A 19173-nucleotide genomic window follows, 5' to 3' on the forward strand; every position below is an offset into this window, starting at 1 on the left:
GAAGAAGAAGAAGAAGGCAACGGGCGCGACGCCTACTTCTAAGCCGGCGATCCCTCCATCACAACTGAGGTTGACGAAGCGCGCGTTAGGGTTTTTGCTAAAAGTTCCCGCCTTAGAAAGAGGGGGTTTGTGTCTATTACGACAGATGGTCCAACAAAATATCCCGTCCATGTCTCGGAGCGCAGAACCACTAGCGAGCGCCACCAATACCTGAGAGATTTCGTAGCATTCGACCAAGAGACCCAGCAGCGGTTTCGGACTGCAAGCTCATGGTTGCGTCAGCTACTTACCGGCCGCTCCGAACAAAACAGCGCTCGAACCTGGCTGTCGATGTAAACGTGCTCTCCGGTGTATGACTATGGGCAATTGTTCACGTCTCATTGAAGCGCGAGTCAATTTCAGCGGGGAGTCGCGCAGCAGCCGTGGTTGGCAACGGTCCGACCCGCGCGCTCGGGTTGTGCACCCAAGAGTTTATACCCGCGCAATGCTTGGCACTCTGAACTTTGGTCGGCATCCTTCCGTGCACCGCGACTAGATCCTCGGTGGCTTCGTGATGAGCGGCCGCGGCGATGCTGGCTGGTCTGGCGAAAGCGAATCTTCGGTGCCCCATTTGGTCACAGCTTGGAAGTTGGCGACGCCGCCCGATACCGATAAGGGTCCTTATGCCAGCCAGCCGCGCTGGCCGTCGGATCAGTCGGCCCGGCGGCCAACTGCGCCAAGGACCAAACTGGTCGATCCGCATTCGCGCTATCGCCGGGAGATCAGGTGGTTCACCACATAGTCGATTTGTTGCGGTGATAATGGTTCCCACCTCGAATACTTTGGGTGGTCTGGGAATCCCCGTCGAAGCACAATGCGCACCGCCCGTCCATCGTCGTCATAGCCGAGCTCCTGCGCGAGGCCCTTCGGTGTCGTTGCCATTTCCATAGACCGATGGTATTCGACCGCAAGAATGCGAGGCGAATTTCCACAAATCGGCCATGTTGGCAATACGCCACCCACCGATTATGCGCGGAAACTAGGACCGTCGAGCGGACACGTAGTGCGGCTCCCGTTCTGGGTATTCACTTCAGCCTCAGCCGCGTGACAAGATTCAAGCGGAGGTACACGATGGGATTCTTTGATATTTTCAAGCGGTCAAAGTCAGTTGAGCTCGCACATTCTCAAACCGCAGATTCTAAGCCGGGCGATGCGCCAACAGCGGCAACAGCGGCAACAGCGGCAACAAAAATCACACTGCACTTCGGTGCGAGCCAGCTCATTCAGGTGGCGGGCACGACGACCAATTCGAAGGACGCAGCAGTCGCGCTAGTGCGACGCCATGAGCTCGGCGAGCGAGTCGCCTTGTACGTCGCCGGCACATTGCAACGGGAACCCGAAAACGCTTTCGATCCCCAAGCAATCGCAGTGCTAGTTGAGGGTGACCGGATTGGATATGTTCCCGGCTACGTCGCCAAAGAATTGTCATTGACGGTGGGCGCCAGCATGACCGTGCCGGTCCAATTGTTCCGTGCCGATTTAGGCAAGGGAGTGCGAGTTGAGGCTTTTTCCTGGTTGGGGCACGACGATCCGCAGTGGCAGTACAGCACCGAAAGCCCGCCAGCAATGACCCCGGCGCAAAAGCGTATGGCTGCGCACGAATCCAGTTCCGCGATGGTGCATGATGCCATTGCTGATGGCGGCTCGCGTGCAGAGCAGTTCAAGGCTGGGATGGTTAAGGGAGTCCATTATCTTGAGCTGGTTGAACCCATCAAGGAGCTGAAACGGGAAGGCAGGCTCATTGAGGCCCTAACGCTGTGTGAAGCCGCCATCAAAGGCGCCGAACATAGCCGCGACGGCAGGGAGCCCGCCCCCTGGTACACCGAACAGGCCGCGATAATTCACCGCAAGCTCGGCCAAAAGGATCAGGAGATTGCCGTCCTGAAGCGCTGGCTATCGTTCGTCCCTTCCAAAGAAAGGGACCAGACCCAGCTCGGTCAACGTCTGGCAAAAATCACGGGTTAGGTGCTTGAGTCCGCACCGTTGAAGATGCTTCCGTCCGGCACTGAGCGTCCCTGTTTCCACTGGTCAAAGAGGTGGCGACTCTTGAGTTCCGACCAACCAAGCGCGCCCGATCCTCCGAAGACATCCAACGGGCTGGACGATGTTTCCCAATAGTCACCGGTGCGTCCGTCGATTATCAAGGGGCCGGGGCCCAAGAGAAGCGCCCCTGAATTCGGTTGAGTGTCGATCTCCCACCCATAGCTGCGCCGTCGAACCCGCCACGCCACTGAATCTGGGTCTACTTCGGGGTTTACGTCTGCATCGTCGTCGAAATACCTGAAGATGAATTCAACGATGTCTTTCATAGCTGGTGGGGATTGAAGGGGTGCGCTTCCTACGTGCGTCCTTGCCTGATCGGCCATCACCGCTCGGGCCGCCGATAGCCTCCGTGAAGGGTTCGGCACATCTTTGAGGTTCAATGGTGGCTGTAGGCGCGCCAAGATTGCGCGTTCGACGAGGACCAAACTCGAAACGCTTTCGGGCGCAGCCCAAACTGCGATTCTGAGATTCGATTGCATCCATTCAGTTAGCTGCTCGTCACCGGTTTGTTCAAGCGCGAAGTTTGTGAAGTTTCCCGGTTTTGCGACGTTTCGGGGAATTGCAACGAGATGCAACGGGCCTCTCAACAAGGCGGCCAACGACCGCCGCAGGGTCGAGCTGCCTGTTTTGCCCGTGGCGAAATGGGTGCTGACGTCGCGGGAGACAAGGCTGCGTTCCGCCTTGCCAACATAAAGTGGGCCGTCAAACCACTCGAAGCCCAACTCATCCCATGCTTCGTTAGAGGCGTAAACGGCGTAGAGGCCTCGCCTATTTGGCACATACTTCAGCGCATCCGCGATTGCTCCCGTCGCACCGCCGAGGGCTGCAAGTGCTTCGATCAGATGAGAATCTGCAACGTTAGACATTAGTCCGCGAGCCTCCACACATGCTTTAGCAAGAATCGAATTCGTGCACGCTCGGATAGGTGATCACCCGTCCGAAGCATAGCTTTGACGATATCCACCGACTCTCCCGCCCGAACGCTTAAATGGCGCCCCTTAGGCAATTCGCGTGCCGGCTTGTCGACTCCGCTCGCTACAGCTTAGAGATCCTGATCACCTCGCTGTCGCAAGCGTATCGAGTACATTCGATTTCGGAAATGCCCCATTTTCGGGGCACCACCGGGTCTGACAGCCCACGAGGGCTATGAGCGAGACCAGAGCGGGCCCAGCTCGTGTTCAAGCTTCGCCAACGTGACGATGTCTGGCCAAGATTTACCCTGCAAGACAGCCCCGATCGTTGCCCGGTCAACGCCGGTCGTCGTCGCGATTTCGCGAATACTGCGCACCCCAATGGCACCGCGGAGGTTCAACACGAGCTGTCTGGCTTTCTCCGCGACCGGATCAGCGCACGGCACTTCGGGCCAGTCCTCACACAATTCGGCCGGAAGGGCGCGCGAAGGGCGAGGACTCATGCATCGAGCGTAGCGGCAATGTCGGTGGTCACGGTGATAGTTGATGGCTGTAGTTATAACCACTAGTTGTTGGGAGCGCGGGCGAATGAACTTCAGTCGCAAAACGTCTTGCGTTCGCCTTGTTGACGAACAGGATTCCGGCAACGAACGGGAAAAGTCCCCACTGACGGAGAATTCGCCGTATAGAGATGGATGTGAAGACATCCACCAAAACCTCATCGACAAAACGCCCCGCTCAGACCGCCGCTTCGGGTACCGGGATGGCACTCTCTGCCGCGGAGGTCATCGCTCAGTTGACTAAACGCCATAAGCCGAAACAGCACCGGCTCGCGTGGGACGAAGCGCGCCCTTTCGTCATGAATGCCGTCACCACCACGGCTCTGGCGAGCAATCGTGACGCCAGCAAGCTGATGCGCATTGCCGCACCTTTCGTGATGTGGTGCGTCGAAGAGCATGGCCTTGAACTCCGCGATGAGCTCATCTTCGCGCCGACCCTCATCGACCGCTATTGCACCACAGCATTTACTCGCGAGGGCACTGGCGGCACGTACCGGTCGGTGCTTCTGGCAATCTCTGCCTCGGTTCTGCCCAACTCGCGCCCCAAACTAACCGCGATGCACAAGCGCAAGATACAAGCCCCCTACACAACGGCCGAGATGGAGGCCCATGCCCTATGGGCCGCGGGACAGAAAACTGCACTCTCCCGCCACCGCTGCATGCTGCTTGTCGCATTCACCGCTGGCGCTGGGCTTCAGCCTGGTGAACTGCGCACTCTTCGCCGCACCGACGTCACAATCGACGAAGACGGCGTGCTCGTGCGAGTTCGCGGCAGAAACGCGCGTTCTGTGCCCATGCTTCGAGAATGGGAAGAGTGGGCACAGCTTCTGGTCAACGGGTATCCCGAGGCCGAGTTGCTGTGGGGCGGGCCGCGTGCGCCCAGTGGCAACAACATGGTGAGCGATTTCATGTACCGAACCATGGGTGTCGTCCCCGCGCTCACACGGCTTCGCGCGACTTGGACTACTACCCATCTCGGGATGGGTACTCCAATTAAAGAACTTCTCCGCGCTGGCGGTATGGCCCAATTCGAGAACCTCAACCAATACCTGACCTATGTAGAGGCCGCGCCAATGGCCGAGTACCGAATGACGCTGCGGGGTGCTGAAGGCCCTTGAGCACAAGAACTGAATCAAGCAAAATTGCCCTTGCCCTATGCGAGCAGCGGATGTTTGACACATTCGGGATGGGCTCCGAAGAACGCGACGACGAACATGCTCTCGGCCCTGTATCCCTGGCGTACCTTCGCAACTCCATCGCGCTCATCGAGAATTCCGGAATCAACGACAAAATCATGGAATGGGACGACGGCGCTCGCACTTCGATGGCCGGACGTAAACGTGTGCTGCCATTAACCGCCACCCTGCCCATCATGCTGCTCCACATCCAAATGGGGCGCGGCGTCGTCTACTTGGACATCGCAAACACACTCCACCGCGGGTTTGGCGCTAAGCACTTCGAGATGCTGGGGATACCCAACCAGCCGTCAGACAAGATGGATTGGTACCACCGTTTCTGGCACGGATTGAAGCGAGTTATCAACCACATCGATCCCTATCCGTTCCCTCTCGACGGAAGAATGAAAGCCGGTGAGTACGCCGAGCGACTCAAGGCCATTACGCAGGGTGAAAGCAAGGACGAGCACGAGCGGAATATCGAACGCATCGACTGGCTCTGCAACCAACTGGTGCTCGCCTCGGCGCGAACCATGCCTAAGGAATTTCTGCGTCAATATCAAGGCAACTGCGCCATCGACGCGAGTCTCATCGCGGTGCAAGGAAGGCAGAATCCAACAAACCCAGAACTCAACCGAAGCAACCCCGACCCCTTCTCGGGGAGATACCGTCGGGGCGGCAAGCACGACGGCAAAGGAGCGAAAACTGATGTCGCCGGATACGAAGTCGAAACGGCTACGACCGTGTGGAGTCGCCCCTCTGAAAGCGAGTTGTTCCCATCCGTCGTGACCGCCATCAGCTTCCACAAACCTGGCCAGCTTGTAGGCCACGGAATGAAGCTCATCGAACGCCACAAGGCCGCTTTCGACCTTGACCGCTTTCTCGTCATGGCCGACCGTGCCTACAACCACAGTCGGGTCGAGACGTTCCATATCCCCGCGCGCAAAGCCGGAGTCGAGCTCGTTATCGACTACAGAAGCAAAGACTTAGGGCTTCAAGGCGCTTACGCAGACCTCTACCTAGTCGACGGCAACTGGCATGTTCGCAGCATGCCCCACAAGCTCACCGACGCGACCAAAGACCTTGTCGAACTGGAAAAATCGCGGTCTGAATTCGAGCGAGCTGTTTACAACCAGAAACGCGCTACGCTCCTTGCGCGCTTGAAAAACCGCAGTGCTTACCGCGTGATTGCCAAGGGTTTGCCCGACCTCGACGGCTACCAACGGTTCACCTATCCAACCGAGTCCCCCGTGCCACTCGCTCCGCTCGACGGCAAGAAAAGCATCGTGATTCCGCTGCTGATTCCCGAGAGAACCTTCGAGGCGAAAGAACCAGGCGGCAAGTCGCGTGTCCTCCAGCCCCTCAAGCATTTGCAACGGTTCGCCTACATGAGCGAAGAGTGGGCTAGTTACTACGGCATGCGCAACCTTGTTGAAGCTTCGAACTCGCGTTTCAAAGACGCCAATCAAGAAGACCTCGGGAACACCAAAAAGCGCTCTGGCCGAGGGTTTAGCTCGAACTACCTTGTCACCGCTCTCGCTATCAGCTCGTTCAATCTGCGGTCGATTGCCGCCTTCATACTGAAGCTCCGTGACAAAGCCGTCGAGAAGCCCATCCGCGCACGCCGTCGAAAAGACGAGAACAAGCGCCCGCTGGCCCGCCTAGTCACAGCTCAGGCCGCTGCACCGCCAGGGTAATCAGCGCCCCAAATTAGATACCGCTTCCGCTACCGCACGACAAAAACAATCCAGCCTGCCCAAAAGCAGGCTTATTCGTCGTTAACGAGAACCCCGGCACGATCCGCGACCTAAAGTGCCGCCAGGATCGACCGCGAACCGACAGACCTCATCAGGATCTTCGCGCTCAGTCAATTGAAGGAAGAATGCGGCTTCAAAAAATGAAACCGCCAACTGTAGCTGAGGCGGGATTCGAACCCGCGACCTCACGATTATGAGTCGTGCGCTCTCACCAACTGAGCTACTCAGCCGCATCATCCAATTACTGGATGAGCGAGCCCCCTATGGGAATCGGACCCATTACCTCTTCCTTACCAAGGAAGTGCTCTACCAATGAGCTAAGGGGGCACACAAAAGCGCGTTTCGCGCGATTGGCACCGTAAGAGACTAGCACCCGTTTAAGGGCTCAAAGTACGGTTTCGATCGAAATTCGGGTCTGCTGTGAGGTTAGTTAATTGCATTTACGGTGAGCCACGCGAAAGGATCAACGGGAACGTCATCGAGGAGCACTTCGAAGTGCAAATGCGCACCATATGAAATTCCGGTTTCGCCAACGAGACCGATGAAATCTCCGGCCATAATCTGATCGCCAACGACGAGCGCACTTGAGTCCGTAATCATGTGGGCGTAGAGGCTACTGACCTGCTGGCCGTTGATGGTGTGGCTAATGATTGCGTGGTAGCCGTACCCGGAATAGTCGGCCTGAATAAGTTCGACGGTCCCATCAGCGATCGCGTAGATCGGAGTTCCTGACGGTGCAGCGAAGTCCGTTCCTTTGTGGAATCCACCGATTCGGTCCCCGAAACCGTCCGTTATCTGGACCTCATACGGAAATGGCCACCGAATTGCCCCGGTGGTCGCCCGATACTCGTAGCTGACGCCCGCGTACTTGAGGGCGAGGACTTCTGCGTAGGAAATGACATCGATGTTGTCGTGCCGAGAAACATCATTGACGACTTCATCCGACACGGCCAGCGACTGCGTTGAACGCATATCGGCGGCAAGATTCGCTACATCCGACTCCTGCACAGCAGCGACGACCTCGACGGGGTGGACGAACGCGTTCGACGGCACCGAGACACCAACCAAGAGCGCGCCAGCAAACAGCATTGCGATCCCGGAAAACGCTTTCGACGCGAGAGCTTTGGCTCTACGACGCGGTGGGCCACTCTCGGAAAATGCTGCCCTGGATACCCTGATCCGCTTCGACTTCACTACGGAACCGCGAGCAGTTCTCGACCGCGAAGCCGCTGCTCGCTCGGCCTGTATCGGCTGTGCGCGTTCGACAGTCTGCGTTCTCTTCGCTAGGGCTCTCTCAGGCCTCGTCGCCTTCTTCGGCTTTTTGGCAGTCTGCTGAGCCTTCGCAGCACGCTGCAACTCGAGCTCACGCTCCTGCTCGCGCAACTCCCGACGGGTAAGGGGCTGTCCGCTTGCGTCGGGTGACGGAGAAACATTGTGATCGAGATTCACCTAGCGAACCTCACTTTACGTGAGGAGAATGCCGCTGCGGCACAGACGCACGTCAGCGACATTCTTCTCCTCTACGCGATTCACTTGCTAGGTGTGAATGCAAAATATTGAGACTCGCCCACGCACGTACGGGTTGCGCGCAGGTAACAGATTCATAAAGGTTAGCGCGCAAGTGGTCTACTCGCTACCCCACATTCAAGTGGTCTACCTAGATGTCTAGTCCCGCCAAGGTGGCCTCTAAAACACGTGCAACTGAGGGCTCTGCGGCCAGGATGAAATCGATGCCTGCCGCGTTCTCGCCCCACCCTTTGACTGTTGCTCCCGCCTCTTGCGCGATGAGAGCTCCCGCGGCGTGATCCCACGGTTTCAGGCTCCGCTCAAAATACGCATTCACGCGGCCCGATGCGACCATGCAGAGGTCTAACGATGCTGTTCCCATCCGTCGGAGGTCACGTACTTGGGGAACCAATTGGGAAATAACTCGTCCCTGCTCCACTCGCGTCTCCTTTAGATAGGAGAAGCCTGTGGCAACGAGAGCTTCAGAGAGGTCTACCGCCTCAGCGACTTGCAAGCGTTCTCCGTTGAGGAAGGCGCCGCCGCCGAGAGTGGCGGTATACGTCTCACGAGCAGTGGGGTTCACCACGGCTCCAGCGAGCGCGCGCCACGTTGCGGGGTCTGCCTCCCCTTCAACCACCGCGATGCTCACTGCGTAGTGCGGGATCCCGTACAGGTAGTTCACGGTGCCATCGATGGGGTCGACGACCCAGGTCAGCCCACTGGTTCCGGTAGATGCGCCGCTCTCTTCCCCAAAGAAGCTGTCGTCAGGTCGGGCTTCAGCAAGCAGTCTCCGGATGAGTTGTTCACTCTCGCGGTCCGCATGAGTTACGACATCCACGGAGGATGATTTGCGATCAGCGACCGCTACTCCTTCACGACGCCGAAGAGCAACCAGATCTGCCGCCTGGGTGGCAATGTTGGTGGCAAGGGAAAGAAGTTCATCGTGAGGCATGCCTTCAGCCTAGGCCGAGTCAACCCGAGGCCTTACCCGGTAACCAGCGAACCGGCAGGCGCATGTGCCTCAAAGCGCGCGCGAATCGAACGTGAGAGCGCGAGGGCGGCCTGATCGTCGGCGGCACGTTGTTCAGCTGTTGATCCGCTGGACAACCCCCTAAGCAACGCCATATCGGATGCGAACAGCGCTCGCGCCCAGTCTTCGCGCGAGAGTTCTTGATCGCCGGCAAGAGCGTGCTGCAACCGCTGCACCTCCGTCTGCAAGTTTTCGGGGGTGTCGATGCCCCAAACCCGATGCACTTCTGGCTGCGGTGAGTCGGCTGCGGACAGTCGTTCTAGAGCGTTGGACAGCATGGTGAGTTCGTCGTCGTGCAGATCAAGGGCGACCCGTGGACTGTCCGCTTCGGCTTGGGCTTCTACTGCCTGCTCGCGCTCCACGCGCAGAGACTGCATCGTGTCGACGATGACGGCGATGAAGAGGTTCAATGTGACGAAAGCAGCGATCAAGATGAACGGGATGAAGAAGAGCCACGCTAACGGCATGACTTCCATGATCGGCCGAACAATCCCCATCGACCAGCTTTCTAGCGTCATGATCTGGAACAGCGAATAGGTCGACTTTCCGATGTCGCCAAACCATTCCGGGAAGTCATCCCCGAACAGTTCCGTCGACATGACCGACGCGACGAAGAAGACGAGCGACATCAGCAGTGCGATGGCACCGATACCGGGGAACGAGCGGAGCAATGCCTCGACGACCATGCGAACCTGAGGGAGAAACTTCACGACTCGCAAGATTCTCAGCACCCGCAGGGCACGAAGCACCGAAAGCGGTCCGGCACTCGGCACTAGTGCAATCGCCACAACAATGAAGTCGAAAACAGTCCAGCCGTCCGTGAAGAAACGCTTCGGGCCGTAGGCAACAAGCTTGAGAACAAGCTCGATGACGAAGACAACGAGGGCAATGCTGTCGAGGGCATGAAGCACGCTGTACGTAGTCGTCCCCTCAAGCGCCGTAGTGGCGAGAGCAATCACCACGGCATTGACGATGATGACAGCGAGAACGACATTCTGCACTGGGGATGAATCGACGAGCTGAGCTAACCGGCGACGAAAAGGCGGGCTCTCGGGAGAAGAAGTTAGAGTCACGCGCCTATTATTCACGAAAGGCCCCACACTCACGGTGCAGGGCCTTTCGCGATCTCGGTGGCGAGTGGGGGATTCGAACCCTCGAATGCGATGCAGTCTGATTTACAGTCAGATCCCTTTGGCCACTTGGGTAACTCGCCGAGACGCCTCCGGCCACATGTATTCATCTGACCGAACGCGCTGAACCAGAATACAAGGAATCTGAGCTGTACGTGACCACTTCCCGAAAACTGGCCTGTGGGAGTTCGGGGCTGACCCCGGGTAGCATGGGCGCATGGCTGATTCTTCGTTTGACATTGTGAGCAAAGTTGACCAAATGGAGGCGGAAAACGCCGTCAACCAGGCGCAAAAAGAGCTTGCTCAACGCTACGACTTCAAGGGCGTGGGCGCTTCGGTGGAGTGGACTGGCGAAAGCCTCCTCCTCAAAGCAAGCGCCGAAGAGCGCGTGAAGGCGGTTCTTGAGGTGCTTGAGGCCAAGTTCATCAAGCGCGGAATTTCGCTGCGCAGCCTCGACGCGGGTGAGCCTTTCCCCAGCGGCAAGGAGTACCGCATCGAGATCAGCCTGAAGAATGGCATCTCCTCAGAGGACGCGAAAAAGATCTCGAAGATCATCCGTGACGAAGCGCCTAAGGGCGTTAAGTCGCAGATTCAGGGTGACGAACTCCGGGTGCAGTCCAAGAGCCGCGATGACCTTCAGGCGACAATGGCGCTGCTGAAGGGCAAAGACATCGAAGTCGCCCTCCAGTTTGTGAACTTCCGCTAACACTCCCCCCAGCATGGATGTCTTCCTGCTGATCTTTGCGGCAACCTTGCTGGTTGCTGTGCTGTTCTCTGCGCTCGCGGGGCGCACGGTGCTGTCGGCAGCCGTACTGTTTTTGGTGGTCGGTTTCGCGATCGGCTCGGAGACGACGGGAATTCTGGATCTCGACTCCTCGTCTGCTGAGGTCTCGACGATTGCCGAGATTGCTCTCTTCGTGGTGCTGTTCACTGATGGCATGAAGATGGGGTGGGGAGACCTGCGCAAGGCGTGGCGGCTTCCGGGTCGCGCTCTGGGCTGGGGTTTGCCCCTCACTCTCGGCATCACCGCTGTATTGGCGCACTTCATGTTGGGCCTCGATTGGCCTGAGGCGCTGCTGATTGGTGCCATCCTCGCTCCCACTGACCCTGTTTTTGCGGCAGCTCTCGTTGGCAACAAGAAGGTTCCTCAGCGCTTACGCCAGTTGCTCAATGTGGAGTCTGGTGTCAACGATGGTCTGGCGCTGCCGTTCGTTGTCGTGTTTTTGGCGGTTAGTTCTGGTTCAGAAGATCTGCATTTGGGTGAGCTGGGGTTGGAGCTTCTCGCCGGCACAGCCATCGGCATCGTGGTTCCGTGGATAGTGATTAAGGCGCTCCACACTCGCCTGTTTGCGGCCGCCGGCGTCTTTGAGCCGATTGTTCCGATTGCGATTGGTCTGTTGGTGTTCGCGCTGGCGAGCTATACCCATGCGAATCTCTTCTTGGCCGCGTTTGCCGCTGGTGTGATGGTGGCAACGGTCGGGCAGAAGGAGCGCGAAGCGTTCGAGGAGTTCGGCGAGATTATTTCCGAACTCCTGAAGCTCTCGGCGCTCATGGTCTTTGGTGCTCTCCTGTCGTTCAAGTTCCTCGGTGAAATTGCGTGGACGGGCTGGCTCTTCGCCGTGCTTGCCCTCATCGCCGCTCGCCCGATCGCGTTGTACTTCTCGTTCCTGGGTTCCGGCCTGTCGATGCGTGAACAGGTCGCGGCCATGTGGTTCGGGCCCAAGGGCTTCGCATCGGTCGTCTACGTTCTCGTCGTGGTCTCGGCAGATATCCCGGCCGGTGACCTGATTTTCCACATCGTGGCGCTCACGATCGCGATGTCGATCATCGCCCACTCATCGACGGATGTCATCGTGGCTCGATCATTCGTCGAGCCCGACGAGACTCCGGCATGGCAGGGCCCTCCCCCGCGATGGTGATCACCGTTGCACCGCAGATACGCGCGGCCATTTCGCCCTAGACTGCGGCCATGGACTTGAGCGGCATTGACTTCAGCTTTACCGCGATTCTGGCGACTTTTCTGGTGCTGCTCGACATCACTATTCGTGTGTTGGCCGTAATCTACGTTCCGCGCAACCGGCGCCCGCAGACTGCGATGGCCTGGTTGTTGGCAATATTCTTCATTCCGTATGTTGGAATTTTGCTGTTCCTGATATTTGGCAGCCGCAAGCTCCCCAAGGGGCGGCGCGATAGACAGTCCGAGATCAATCAGTTCATCGTTGAATCAACAGAGGGCATGGATCAGGTCAAGCAAGATCTACCTTGGCCATCGTGGCTTGCTCCGGTTATCGAGCTCAATCGAACGCTGGGCGCGATGCCTCTCGTCGGCGGCAACTCGGCCTCTCTGTATTCCGATTATCGAGAGTCGTTAGCTGCGATGACCACAGCGGTCAACGAAGCGAATAACTACGTTCACGTTGAGTTCTACATTCTCAGTTTGGATTCCACTACTGCCCCTTTCTTCGACGCGTTAGAGGCCGCCCACAAGCGTGGGGTCCGGGTGCGCGTTCTGCTCGATCACCTCGCGTCGCTTCGCTCCCCCGGATACTTCACGACCACTCGTCGCCTCAAAAAAATGGGCGTGCAGTGGGAGGTCATGCTTCCCCTTCAGCCGCTCAAGTGGAAGTTTCAGCGCCCTGACTTGCGCAATCACCGCAAGCTACTCGTCATCGATAACAAGCTCGCATTCACGGGTTCGCAGAACATGGTCGATTCGACCTACAACAAGCGCGTAAACAAGAAGCGCGGGCTGCAGTGGAAAGACCTCATGGTGCGCTTTGAGGGACCAATCGTTGCGGGAATCCACGCGCTATTCATCACCGACTGGTACAGCGAAACGAACGAGCTGCTCGTGCGCGAGGCATCGTTGACACCTCCCACAGCGACGGCAACGGATCTCGATGCCCAGGTTGTTCCTAGCGGCCCTGGCTTCGAGGGAGAGAACAACTTACGACTGTTCAACTCGTTGCTCTATGCCGCTCAAGAGCGCGTGATCATCACGAGTCCGTATTTTGTGCCAGATGATTCGATGCTGTATGCCATCACGACCGCCGCGCAGAGCGGGCTCGATGTGCAGCTTTTTGTCTCTGAGGTTGGCGATCAGGCCTTGGTTTATCACGCGCAACGCAGCTACTACGAGGAGCTGCTGCGTGCCGGGGTGAAGATCTGGCTTTACCCTTCACCGACAGTGCTGCATGCGAAGCACTTCACTATCGACGATCAAGTGGCAGTAATCGGGTCAAGCAACATGGATATGCGCTCGTTCAGCCTCAACCTTGAAATTTCGGTCATGGTGCGCGGGCCAGAGTTTATCGCCGACATGCGCGAGCTCGAGGAACAGTACCGCAACGTCAGCCGCGAGCTCACTCTCGACGAGTGGCTAGAGCGCCCACGCCGCTCCAAAGTGCTCGACAACATCGCCAGACTTACCGCCGCCGTTCAGTAGAACCAGCGACGTGAGCTAGTTGTTGTCGGTGGCCTTCGATGCGGCGATCATTTCGTCGCGATCGACGAGTTTGATGCGCGCCCGGCCTTCTGGCTCTCCGAGAGCAATCTCACGAGCATCCAGTAGCTGCCAGCCCTGCAGGTTGGTGTAGTCAACGTCACGGCTCTTCAGCAGGTCAACAACTGCCTCCTCGTCTGGTCGTTCGGGGCTCCACCAGTTGGCCTGATCGTTCATGACGTGTTTGATGGTTTCCATCGCGTCAGACTTGGTGTGGCCAATGAGTCCAACGGGTCCGCGCTTGATCCAACCTGTGGCGTAGACGCCGTGCACCGGCTGGTCGTTGTCGTCAATGACTTGACCTTCGCGGTTAGGGATTACCCCACGGTGGTCGTCGAAGGGGATGCCGTCGAGCGGTGAGCCGAAGTAGCCAACAGCGCGGTAGACGCTTTGCACCGCGACTTCGCGGAACTCGCCGGTGCCGACAACTCCGCCTTGACCATCGGGCTTGGTGCGCTCGTAGCGGAAGCCCTCAACGTGGTCGGCGCCGAGCACCTCGACGGGCCCGGCGTAGAAGTGCAGGTGCAGGCGGCGCGAGGCGTTGCCCCTTTCTTCTCCACGCCATTTTGTGAAGATGCGGTCGAGCACCATGATCTGTTTGTTCGACTCGATGGCAGCTTTCGATGCCTCGTCATAGTCGAAGTCTTCTTCGTCAACCATCAGGTCGACATCGTCGAGTTCGCCAAGCTCCCGCAGCTCGAGCGGGGTGAACTTCACCTGCATGGGTCCGCGACGGCCGAAGACGTGCACGTCGGTCACGGGGCTCGATTTGAGGCCATCGTAGACGTTGGCAGGGATCTCTGTCGGGAGCAGGTCATCCGCGTGCTTAGCAAGCATTCTGGCAACGTCGAGTGCGACGTTGCCGTTGCCGATGACAGCAACCTCTTTTGAGTCGAGGGTCCACTCGAGAGGAAAGTCCGGGTGTCCGTCGTACCAGCTGACAAAGTCGGCAGCGCCATGACTGCCCGGCAGATCAATTCCCGGAATCGGTAGCGGTGCATCCCGCACAGCACCCGTGGAGAAGATTACGGCGTTGTAGTGCTTTTTGAGGTCATCGAGGGTGATGTCGCGCCCGTAGGTGACGTTGCCAAATAGCCGAATGTTGCCGGTATCGAGCACATCGCGCAGCGCGTTAACAATGCCCTTGATACGCGGATGATCGGGGGCAACGCCATAGCGCACAAGACCATAGGGCGCCGGCAGCTGCTCGAACAAGTCGATAGACACCTCGAACTGTCGCTCGGCTTTCAGCAGGATGTCGGCGGCGTAGATTCCGGCGGGGCCGGCCCCAACAATGGCGAGTCTGAGCTTGCTCATCGGCTGTAGTTTCCGTTCGTCTCGAGGCGCCCGAGCGCGGGCGAGTGGCGTGCTAGTTGGAGCGTTCGACGATGCTGTCGGCAAAACGCGTGAGAGCTTTCTTCACAGGACCATCCGGAAGAGGCGCGAGAGCGTCTACTGCTTCGCGACCCCAACGTCGAGCTTCGTCCACAGTCTTCTTCGTAACCGAGTGCTCCCGTAGTTCGGTCACGGCGGCATCCAAAGCAGCTTCGTCGCCATCACCATAGAAGTTGGCATTGACATCACGTTCGATGCGCGTCAGCAGATCTGCCGCATCGCTGTCGGTGACGGCGAGTTCGCGTAGGTACAAGAGCGGCAGCGTTGCTACGCCACTGCGCAGGTCAGTTCCGGCCTTTTTTCCCGTCTTGCCCGTCTCTGCAGAGAGATCGATGACATCATCGACGAGCTGAAAAGCGACGCCAACTTTCTCGCCGAATTCGCGCACAGGCACCGTGTACTCCTCTGGCGCATCAGACAACATGATGCCAAGTTCGGCCGCCGCAGCGATGAGCGATCCGGTCTTGTCAGCCAGAACTTGAAGGTAATGCTCGACAGGATTCTCGCCCGGCTTCGGGCCGAGAGTTTCGTGCAGTTGACCAAGGCACAGTCGTTCGAAGGTGTTCGCCTGCAAGAGAAGCGCGTCTTCGCCAAGAGCCGCAACAAGTTTGCTTGCCCGCGCGAACAACAGGTCACCGGTCAGGATCGCAACCGAGTTACCCCACACGTTTTGCGCGCTTGGCACCCCGCGACGCAACTGCGCCTCATCCATCACATCATCGTGATAGAGCGAAGCGAGGTGAGTAAGTTCCACCGCCTGGGCTGCTGTGACAACGCCAGGATTATTGCCGGAGCCCAGCTGAGCGGTGAGCAGCGCGAGCACAGGACGTACCCGCTTGCCGCCTGCCTCAAGCAGATATCGACTCGTGGCATCTGCGATGTCATCGGCAAAAGCCAGGTGAGTCAACAAACCGACCTCGACCTGCTCAAGGCCCTCTTCCACGGCGGCAGCAAAGCGACGCTCATCGCCTGAGGCAAAGAGTTTCTCGCCCAGCCCCAGAGACGAACTCAAGGTGTTGCTGCTGCGAGCAGGTGGAGCGCTCGGGTTCACTATCAACCGGGTTTCTTTTGCGAAGCGCTACGGCTTCGGTGTGGCGTCTTTGGTGGTCTTGGCAGCCCTGATCGTCTTGATCGGGCGCGTGGCAAGGTCTTTGCGCTTTGCAACCGAGGCGAGCACGGTTTCGTCGACAGGCTTGTGGCCTCGGTGCATGGCGACAATTCCCGCGGTGAGATTGCGGTAGGCGACCCTGGTGAACCCGGCTGCCCGAATCCACTGGCTCAGTTCACCCTGATCCGGCCATTCCCGAATCGACTCGGCGAGGTAGGTGTAGGCCTCAGGGTTGGAACTCGAGCGATCGGCAATGATCGGCATTACTCGGTTCAGGTAGGTGAAGTAGCCAGCGCGCACAATGGCAACCGGCGGCTTGGAGAATTCTGTGATCACGAGACGCCCACCGGGCTTCAGCACACGGAACATCTCAGAGAGTGCGGAGCGCGGATCATTAATATTGCGCAGTCCGAAACTGATCGTGACGGCATCGAACTCGTTGTCGCCAAAGGGAAGCTGTTCAGCATTGCCCTGAATAAACTCGATCTTCTTGTGACGTTTGCGAGCCTGCTCGACCATTCCGGTAGAAAAGTCGAGGCCGACCACTCTGGCACCATTGCGGTGAAGAGCCGCCGAACTTGTGCCGGTTCCGGCAGCAATATCGAGGATGCGTTCGCCAGCTTCCGGAGCAACAGCGCGCACCGTGGCAGCCCGCCACAGCAGCGCATTTCCGGCCGAGAGGACGTTGTTTGTGCGGTCGTAGTGTTTTGCGACACCATCGAACATGCCGGCCACGTCATCCGGTCGCTTATTCATGTCAGCCTTACCCACCCCTTCAGTCTAGGGCGCTGAGACACAATGCTCACTTCCTTCGCCGCAACTGACAGGTACTCTGATACTTGTGAGGCATTATTGGGCTCTAGAGCAGCCCGTTCCCGGCACTAATCGAGGCATTTGCGATGACTAACACCCGCGAATCACTCAGCGTTGTTACCCGACCCAGCGCGTCGATGGGTCGCATCCTCGACTGGATCTCTCCCGACTCACCTCTTGCGTTTGTGCGGGATGGCGACGGAATCGTCGGCATCGGAGAATTGCTCCGCCTCGAGTTCCGTGGCGCCGAACGATTCACTCAGGCCGCTGCGTCGTGGAGTGAACTTTCACGCGTGGCGGTTGTGCACGACAGCGTCAAACGCGCAGGCACTGGTCTAGTAGCGCTCGGTAGCTTTGCCTTCGCCGACTCCTCCGCAGAGGTGAGCGTGCTCATCGTTCCGCGGATGATTATCGGCAGCCGAGACGGAATCCACTGGGTCACCTCGATCTCGCACGGAGAAGTGAGCGGCCTTCCTGAGACGGCGGATGCCCTTGCCGAGGTTCCTCTCACTCCTCGCGGCGCCCCCGTGCACCTCTCGTTCGTGCCAGGAAAAATGAGCGCGAAAGGTTTCACCACCGCGGTCAACGCTGCACTTCGCGAGATTTCACGGTCGAAAGCCGCCAAGCTTGTCATCGCCCGCGATCAGGTAGCAACGCTCCCCGCCGGCGCCGACCTGCGGGTGCCGATTGATGCGCTCGCTGGCCGCTACCCCGACACCTTCACGTTTGCCGTCGATGGGCTCATCGGCTCCAGCCCAGAAACTCTGGTGCGCGTTCAGAACGGCACCGTCAGCGCCCGCGTACTCGCCGGAAGTGCTGCGCGCGGCGACAACCGAATCTCCGATGGGCGAGCCGCCGCGACACTGGCGGGATCGCCCAAAGACCAGAAAGAGCATGCGCTCGCGCTTGCCAGCGTGATGGATGCCCTGCTGCCACTGAGCAGCGAACTTGTTGCGGCATCCACTCCTTTTGCGCTGCAGCTGCCCAACCTGTGGCATCTCGCTACCGACATCGAAGGGCAACTCACCGAGCGCTCGAGCGCCCTCGATCTGCTTACGGTGCTGCATCCCACCGCAGCAGTAGCAGGCACACCGACTCCCGATGCCATCCGAATTATCGACAAGCTCGAGGGCTTTGATCGCGGGCGCTATGCCGGCCCTGTTGGCTGGGTTGACTCGCACGGCAACGGTGAATGGGCGGTGGCGTTGCGCTGTGCCCAAGTCGACGGCACACGCATCACCGCGTATGCCGGTGCCGGAATAGTCGCTGGCTCAGAGGCTAAACGCGAGCTCGCCGAAACCGAGCTCAAGTTTCGCCCCATCGTCGAAGCGTTCGGCTAGCGAGCGGCAGCTAGCTAGCGGCGAGGCGCTGCTTCTCTGCATCGACGTCGTAGTCAGCAGAAGGCCATTCGGGGTCGAGCCGCTCCAATGCCTCGAGCAGAAGCTGCTGAACGGCCAGGCGCGCGTGCCATTTGTGGTTCGCCGGAATCACATACCAGGGCGCATTCTCGGTCGTCGTCCGCTGAAGCGCGATCTCGTAAGCCTCTTGGTACTCGGCCCACAAGAGCCGCTCATCCACGTCACCAGGATTGTATTTCCAGTGCTTCTCTGGGCGGTCAAGCCGTTCCTGAAGCCGCTCTTTCTGCTCGTCAGCGCTGATGTGAAGCATGACCTTGATGATCGTCGTGCCCTGCTCGATCAGTTCGTTCTCGAAATCCCGGATGATCCCGTAACGCTCTTCGACAGTCTCCGGAGTCGAGAATCCCCGCACACGGTGAATCAACACATCCTCGTAGTGCGAGCGGTCGAAAACACCGATCGAGCCCGCGACCGGAAGTTCTTTACGGATTCGCCACAAAAAGTCGTGGGACTTCTCTTCATCCGTCGGAGCCTTGAAAGCGTGAATCTGCACGCCCTGCGGATCGACTCCGCCAATGACGTGCCGCAGGATGCCGCCCTTGCCTGCGGTATCCATCGCCTGCAACACGAGTAGCACCCGGCGTTTACCACCGAACTTACTTTCGGCGAAGAGCCGCTCCTGCAACTCGGCTAAGCGCTTGGCGTTCTTAGCGAGCGCCTTCTCCGCATCTTTTTTGTCACCATCGAAGGCGGGAGTCGACGACGGATCAATATCGGCAAGCGTGAAATCGGCGGAGACAGGGGTCAGGGTGCTCATGCGCCAAGGCTACTCCGCCTCATAAGTTT

16 protein-coding genes and 3 tRNA genes are annotated in these 19173 nt (G+C 58.6%); 7 read left to right on the forward strand and 12 right to left on the reverse strand.

Going from position 1 to position 19173, the window contains the following annotated elements; genetic code table 11:
* Window positions 1-1110 precede the first annotated feature (1110 nt).
* Window positions 1111-2004 carry an HIRAN domain-containing protein gene (locus FFT87_RS00675; RefSeq protein ID WP_219949486.1) on the forward strand — a complete coding sequence of 298 codons (894 nt, stop codon included), beginning with the start codon at window positions 1111-1113 and terminating at the stop codon, window positions 2002-2004.
* Here FFT87_RS00675 and FFT87_RS00680 read toward each other — a convergent pair.
* Window positions 2001-2948: a GIY-YIG nuclease family protein gene (locus FFT87_RS00680; protein WP_219949487.1), complete on the reverse strand. Its 948-nt coding sequence runs from the start codon at window positions 2946-2948 to the stop codon at window positions 2001-2003. The two genes, FFT87_RS00675 and FFT87_RS00680, sit on opposite strands and share 4 nt — an antisense overlap.
* 278 nt (window positions 2949-3226) lie before the next feature.
* Entirely contained in the window at window positions 3227-3496 is a 270-nt protein-coding gene (locus FFT87_RS00685; RefSeq protein WP_219949488.1) for a helix-turn-helix transcriptional regulator, read from the reverse strand.
* A 194-nt stretch (window positions 3497-3690) separates the two neighbouring features.
* Here FFT87_RS00685 and FFT87_RS00690 point away from each other — a divergent pair, with 194 nt between their 5' ends.
* Entirely contained in the window at window positions 3691-4671 is a 981-nt protein-coding gene (locus tag FFT87_RS00690) for a hypothetical protein (protein WP_219949489.1), read from the forward strand.
* A gap of 50 nt (window positions 4672-4721) precedes the next feature.
* Entirely contained in the window at window positions 4722-6425 is a 1704-nt protein-coding gene (locus tag FFT87_RS00695) for a hypothetical protein (RefSeq protein WP_219949490.1), read from the forward strand.
* Window positions 6426-6641: 216 nt separating this feature from the next.
* Here the strand turns inward: FFT87_RS00695 and FFT87_RS00700 are convergent.
* The 6 genes from FFT87_RS00700 to FFT87_RS00725 form a co-directional block, all read right to left on the reverse strand.
* Window positions 6642-6715 (reverse strand) — tRNA-Met (locus FFT87_RS00700).
* A 25-nt stretch (window positions 6716-6740) separates the two neighbouring features.
* Window positions 6741-6812, reverse strand: a tRNA-Thr gene (locus tag FFT87_RS00705).
* A gap of 99 nt (window positions 6813-6911) precedes the next feature.
* Window positions 6912-7574, reverse strand: coding sequence for a M23 family metallopeptidase (locus tag FFT87_RS14495; RefSeq protein ID WP_255559987.1), 663 nt, complete (start codon window positions 7572-7574; stop codon window positions 6912-6914).
* A 568-nt stretch (window positions 7575-8142) separates the two neighbouring features.
* The gene (locus FFT87_RS00715; protein ID WP_219949492.1) at window positions 8143-8943 is read right to left on the reverse strand and encodes an inositol monophosphatase family protein; all 801 of its coding nucleotides are present in this window, start codon (window positions 8941-8943) and stop codon (window positions 8143-8145) included.
* A gap of 32 nt (window positions 8944-8975) precedes the next feature.
* Window positions 8976-10094, reverse strand: coding sequence for an ion transporter (locus FFT87_RS00720; protein WP_219949493.1), 1119 nt, complete (start codon window positions 10092-10094; stop codon window positions 8976-8978).
* Window positions 10095-10152: 58 nt separating this feature from the next.
* Window positions 10153-10234, reverse strand: a tRNA-Tyr gene (locus tag FFT87_RS00725).
* A gap of 134 nt (window positions 10235-10368) precedes the next feature.
* Here FFT87_RS00725 and FFT87_RS00730 point away from each other — a divergent pair.
* The 3 genes from FFT87_RS00730 to cls are packed head-to-tail and all read left to right on the forward strand — an operon-like array spanning window position 10369 to window position 13596.
* Window positions 10369-10857: a YajQ family cyclic di-GMP-binding protein gene (locus FFT87_RS00730; protein ID WP_129072983.1), complete on the forward strand. Its 489-nt coding sequence runs from the start codon at window positions 10369-10371 to the stop codon at window positions 10855-10857.
* Window positions 10858-10870: 13 nt separating this feature from the next.
* Entirely contained in the window at window positions 10871-12070 is a 1200-nt protein-coding gene (locus tag FFT87_RS00735; protein ID WP_219949494.1) for a sodium:proton antiporter, read from the forward strand.
* A gap of 50 nt (window positions 12071-12120) precedes the next feature.
* On the forward strand, window positions 12121-13596 hold the full coding sequence (gene cls, locus FFT87_RS00740; RefSeq protein ID WP_219949495.1) for a cardiolipin synthase: 1476 nt from the start codon (window positions 12121-12123) through the stop codon (window positions 13594-13596).
* 15 nt (window positions 13597-13611) lie between these two features.
* On the opposite strand, the gene FFT87_RS00745 is transcribed toward cls, so the two are convergent.
* From FFT87_RS00745 to ubiE, 3 genes are read right to left on the reverse strand one after another with little or no spacing between them, the layout of a single operon-like run.
* Window positions 13612-14970, reverse strand: coding sequence for an FAD-dependent oxidoreductase (locus FFT87_RS00745; RefSeq protein ID WP_219949496.1), 1359 nt, complete (start codon window positions 14968-14970; stop codon window positions 13612-13614).
* A 52-nt stretch (window positions 14971-15022) separates the two neighbouring features.
* The gene (locus FFT87_RS00750; protein ID WP_219949497.1) at window positions 15023-16099 is read right to left on the reverse strand and encodes a polyprenyl synthetase family protein; all 1077 of its coding nucleotides are present in this window, start codon (window positions 16097-16099) and stop codon (window positions 15023-15025) included.
* Window positions 16100-16126: 27 nt separating this feature from the next.
* Window positions 16127-16927: a bifunctional demethylmenaquinone methyltransferase/2-methoxy-6-polyprenyl-1,4-benzoquinol methylase UbiE gene (ubiE, locus tag FFT87_RS00755; RefSeq protein ID WP_255559988.1), complete on the reverse strand. Its 801-nt coding sequence runs from the start codon at window positions 16925-16927 to the stop codon at window positions 16127-16129.
* Window positions 16928-17055: 128 nt separating this feature from the next.
* Between ubiE and FFT87_RS00760 the strand changes: the two genes are divergently transcribed.
* Window positions 17056-18309 carry an isochorismate synthase MenF gene (locus tag FFT87_RS00760; RefSeq protein ID WP_219949498.1) on the forward strand — a complete coding sequence of 418 codons (1254 nt, stop codon included), beginning with the start codon at window positions 17056-17058 and terminating at the stop codon, window positions 18307-18309.
* A 10-nt stretch (window positions 18310-18319) separates the two neighbouring features.
* Here the strand turns inward: FFT87_RS00760 and FFT87_RS00765 are convergent, their stop codons facing one another.
* Window positions 18320-19144, reverse strand: a complete 825-nt coding sequence (locus FFT87_RS00765) for a polyphosphate kinase 2 family protein (RefSeq protein WP_219949499.1) — start codon at window positions 19142-19144, stop codon at window positions 18320-18322.
* Between the last annotated feature and the right edge of the window lie 29 nt (window positions 19145-19173).

This window comes from Salinibacterium sp. M195 (assembly GCF_019443965.1).
Classification (GTDB): Bacteria; Actinomycetota; Actinomycetes; order Actinomycetales; family Microbacteriaceae; genus Rhodoglobus.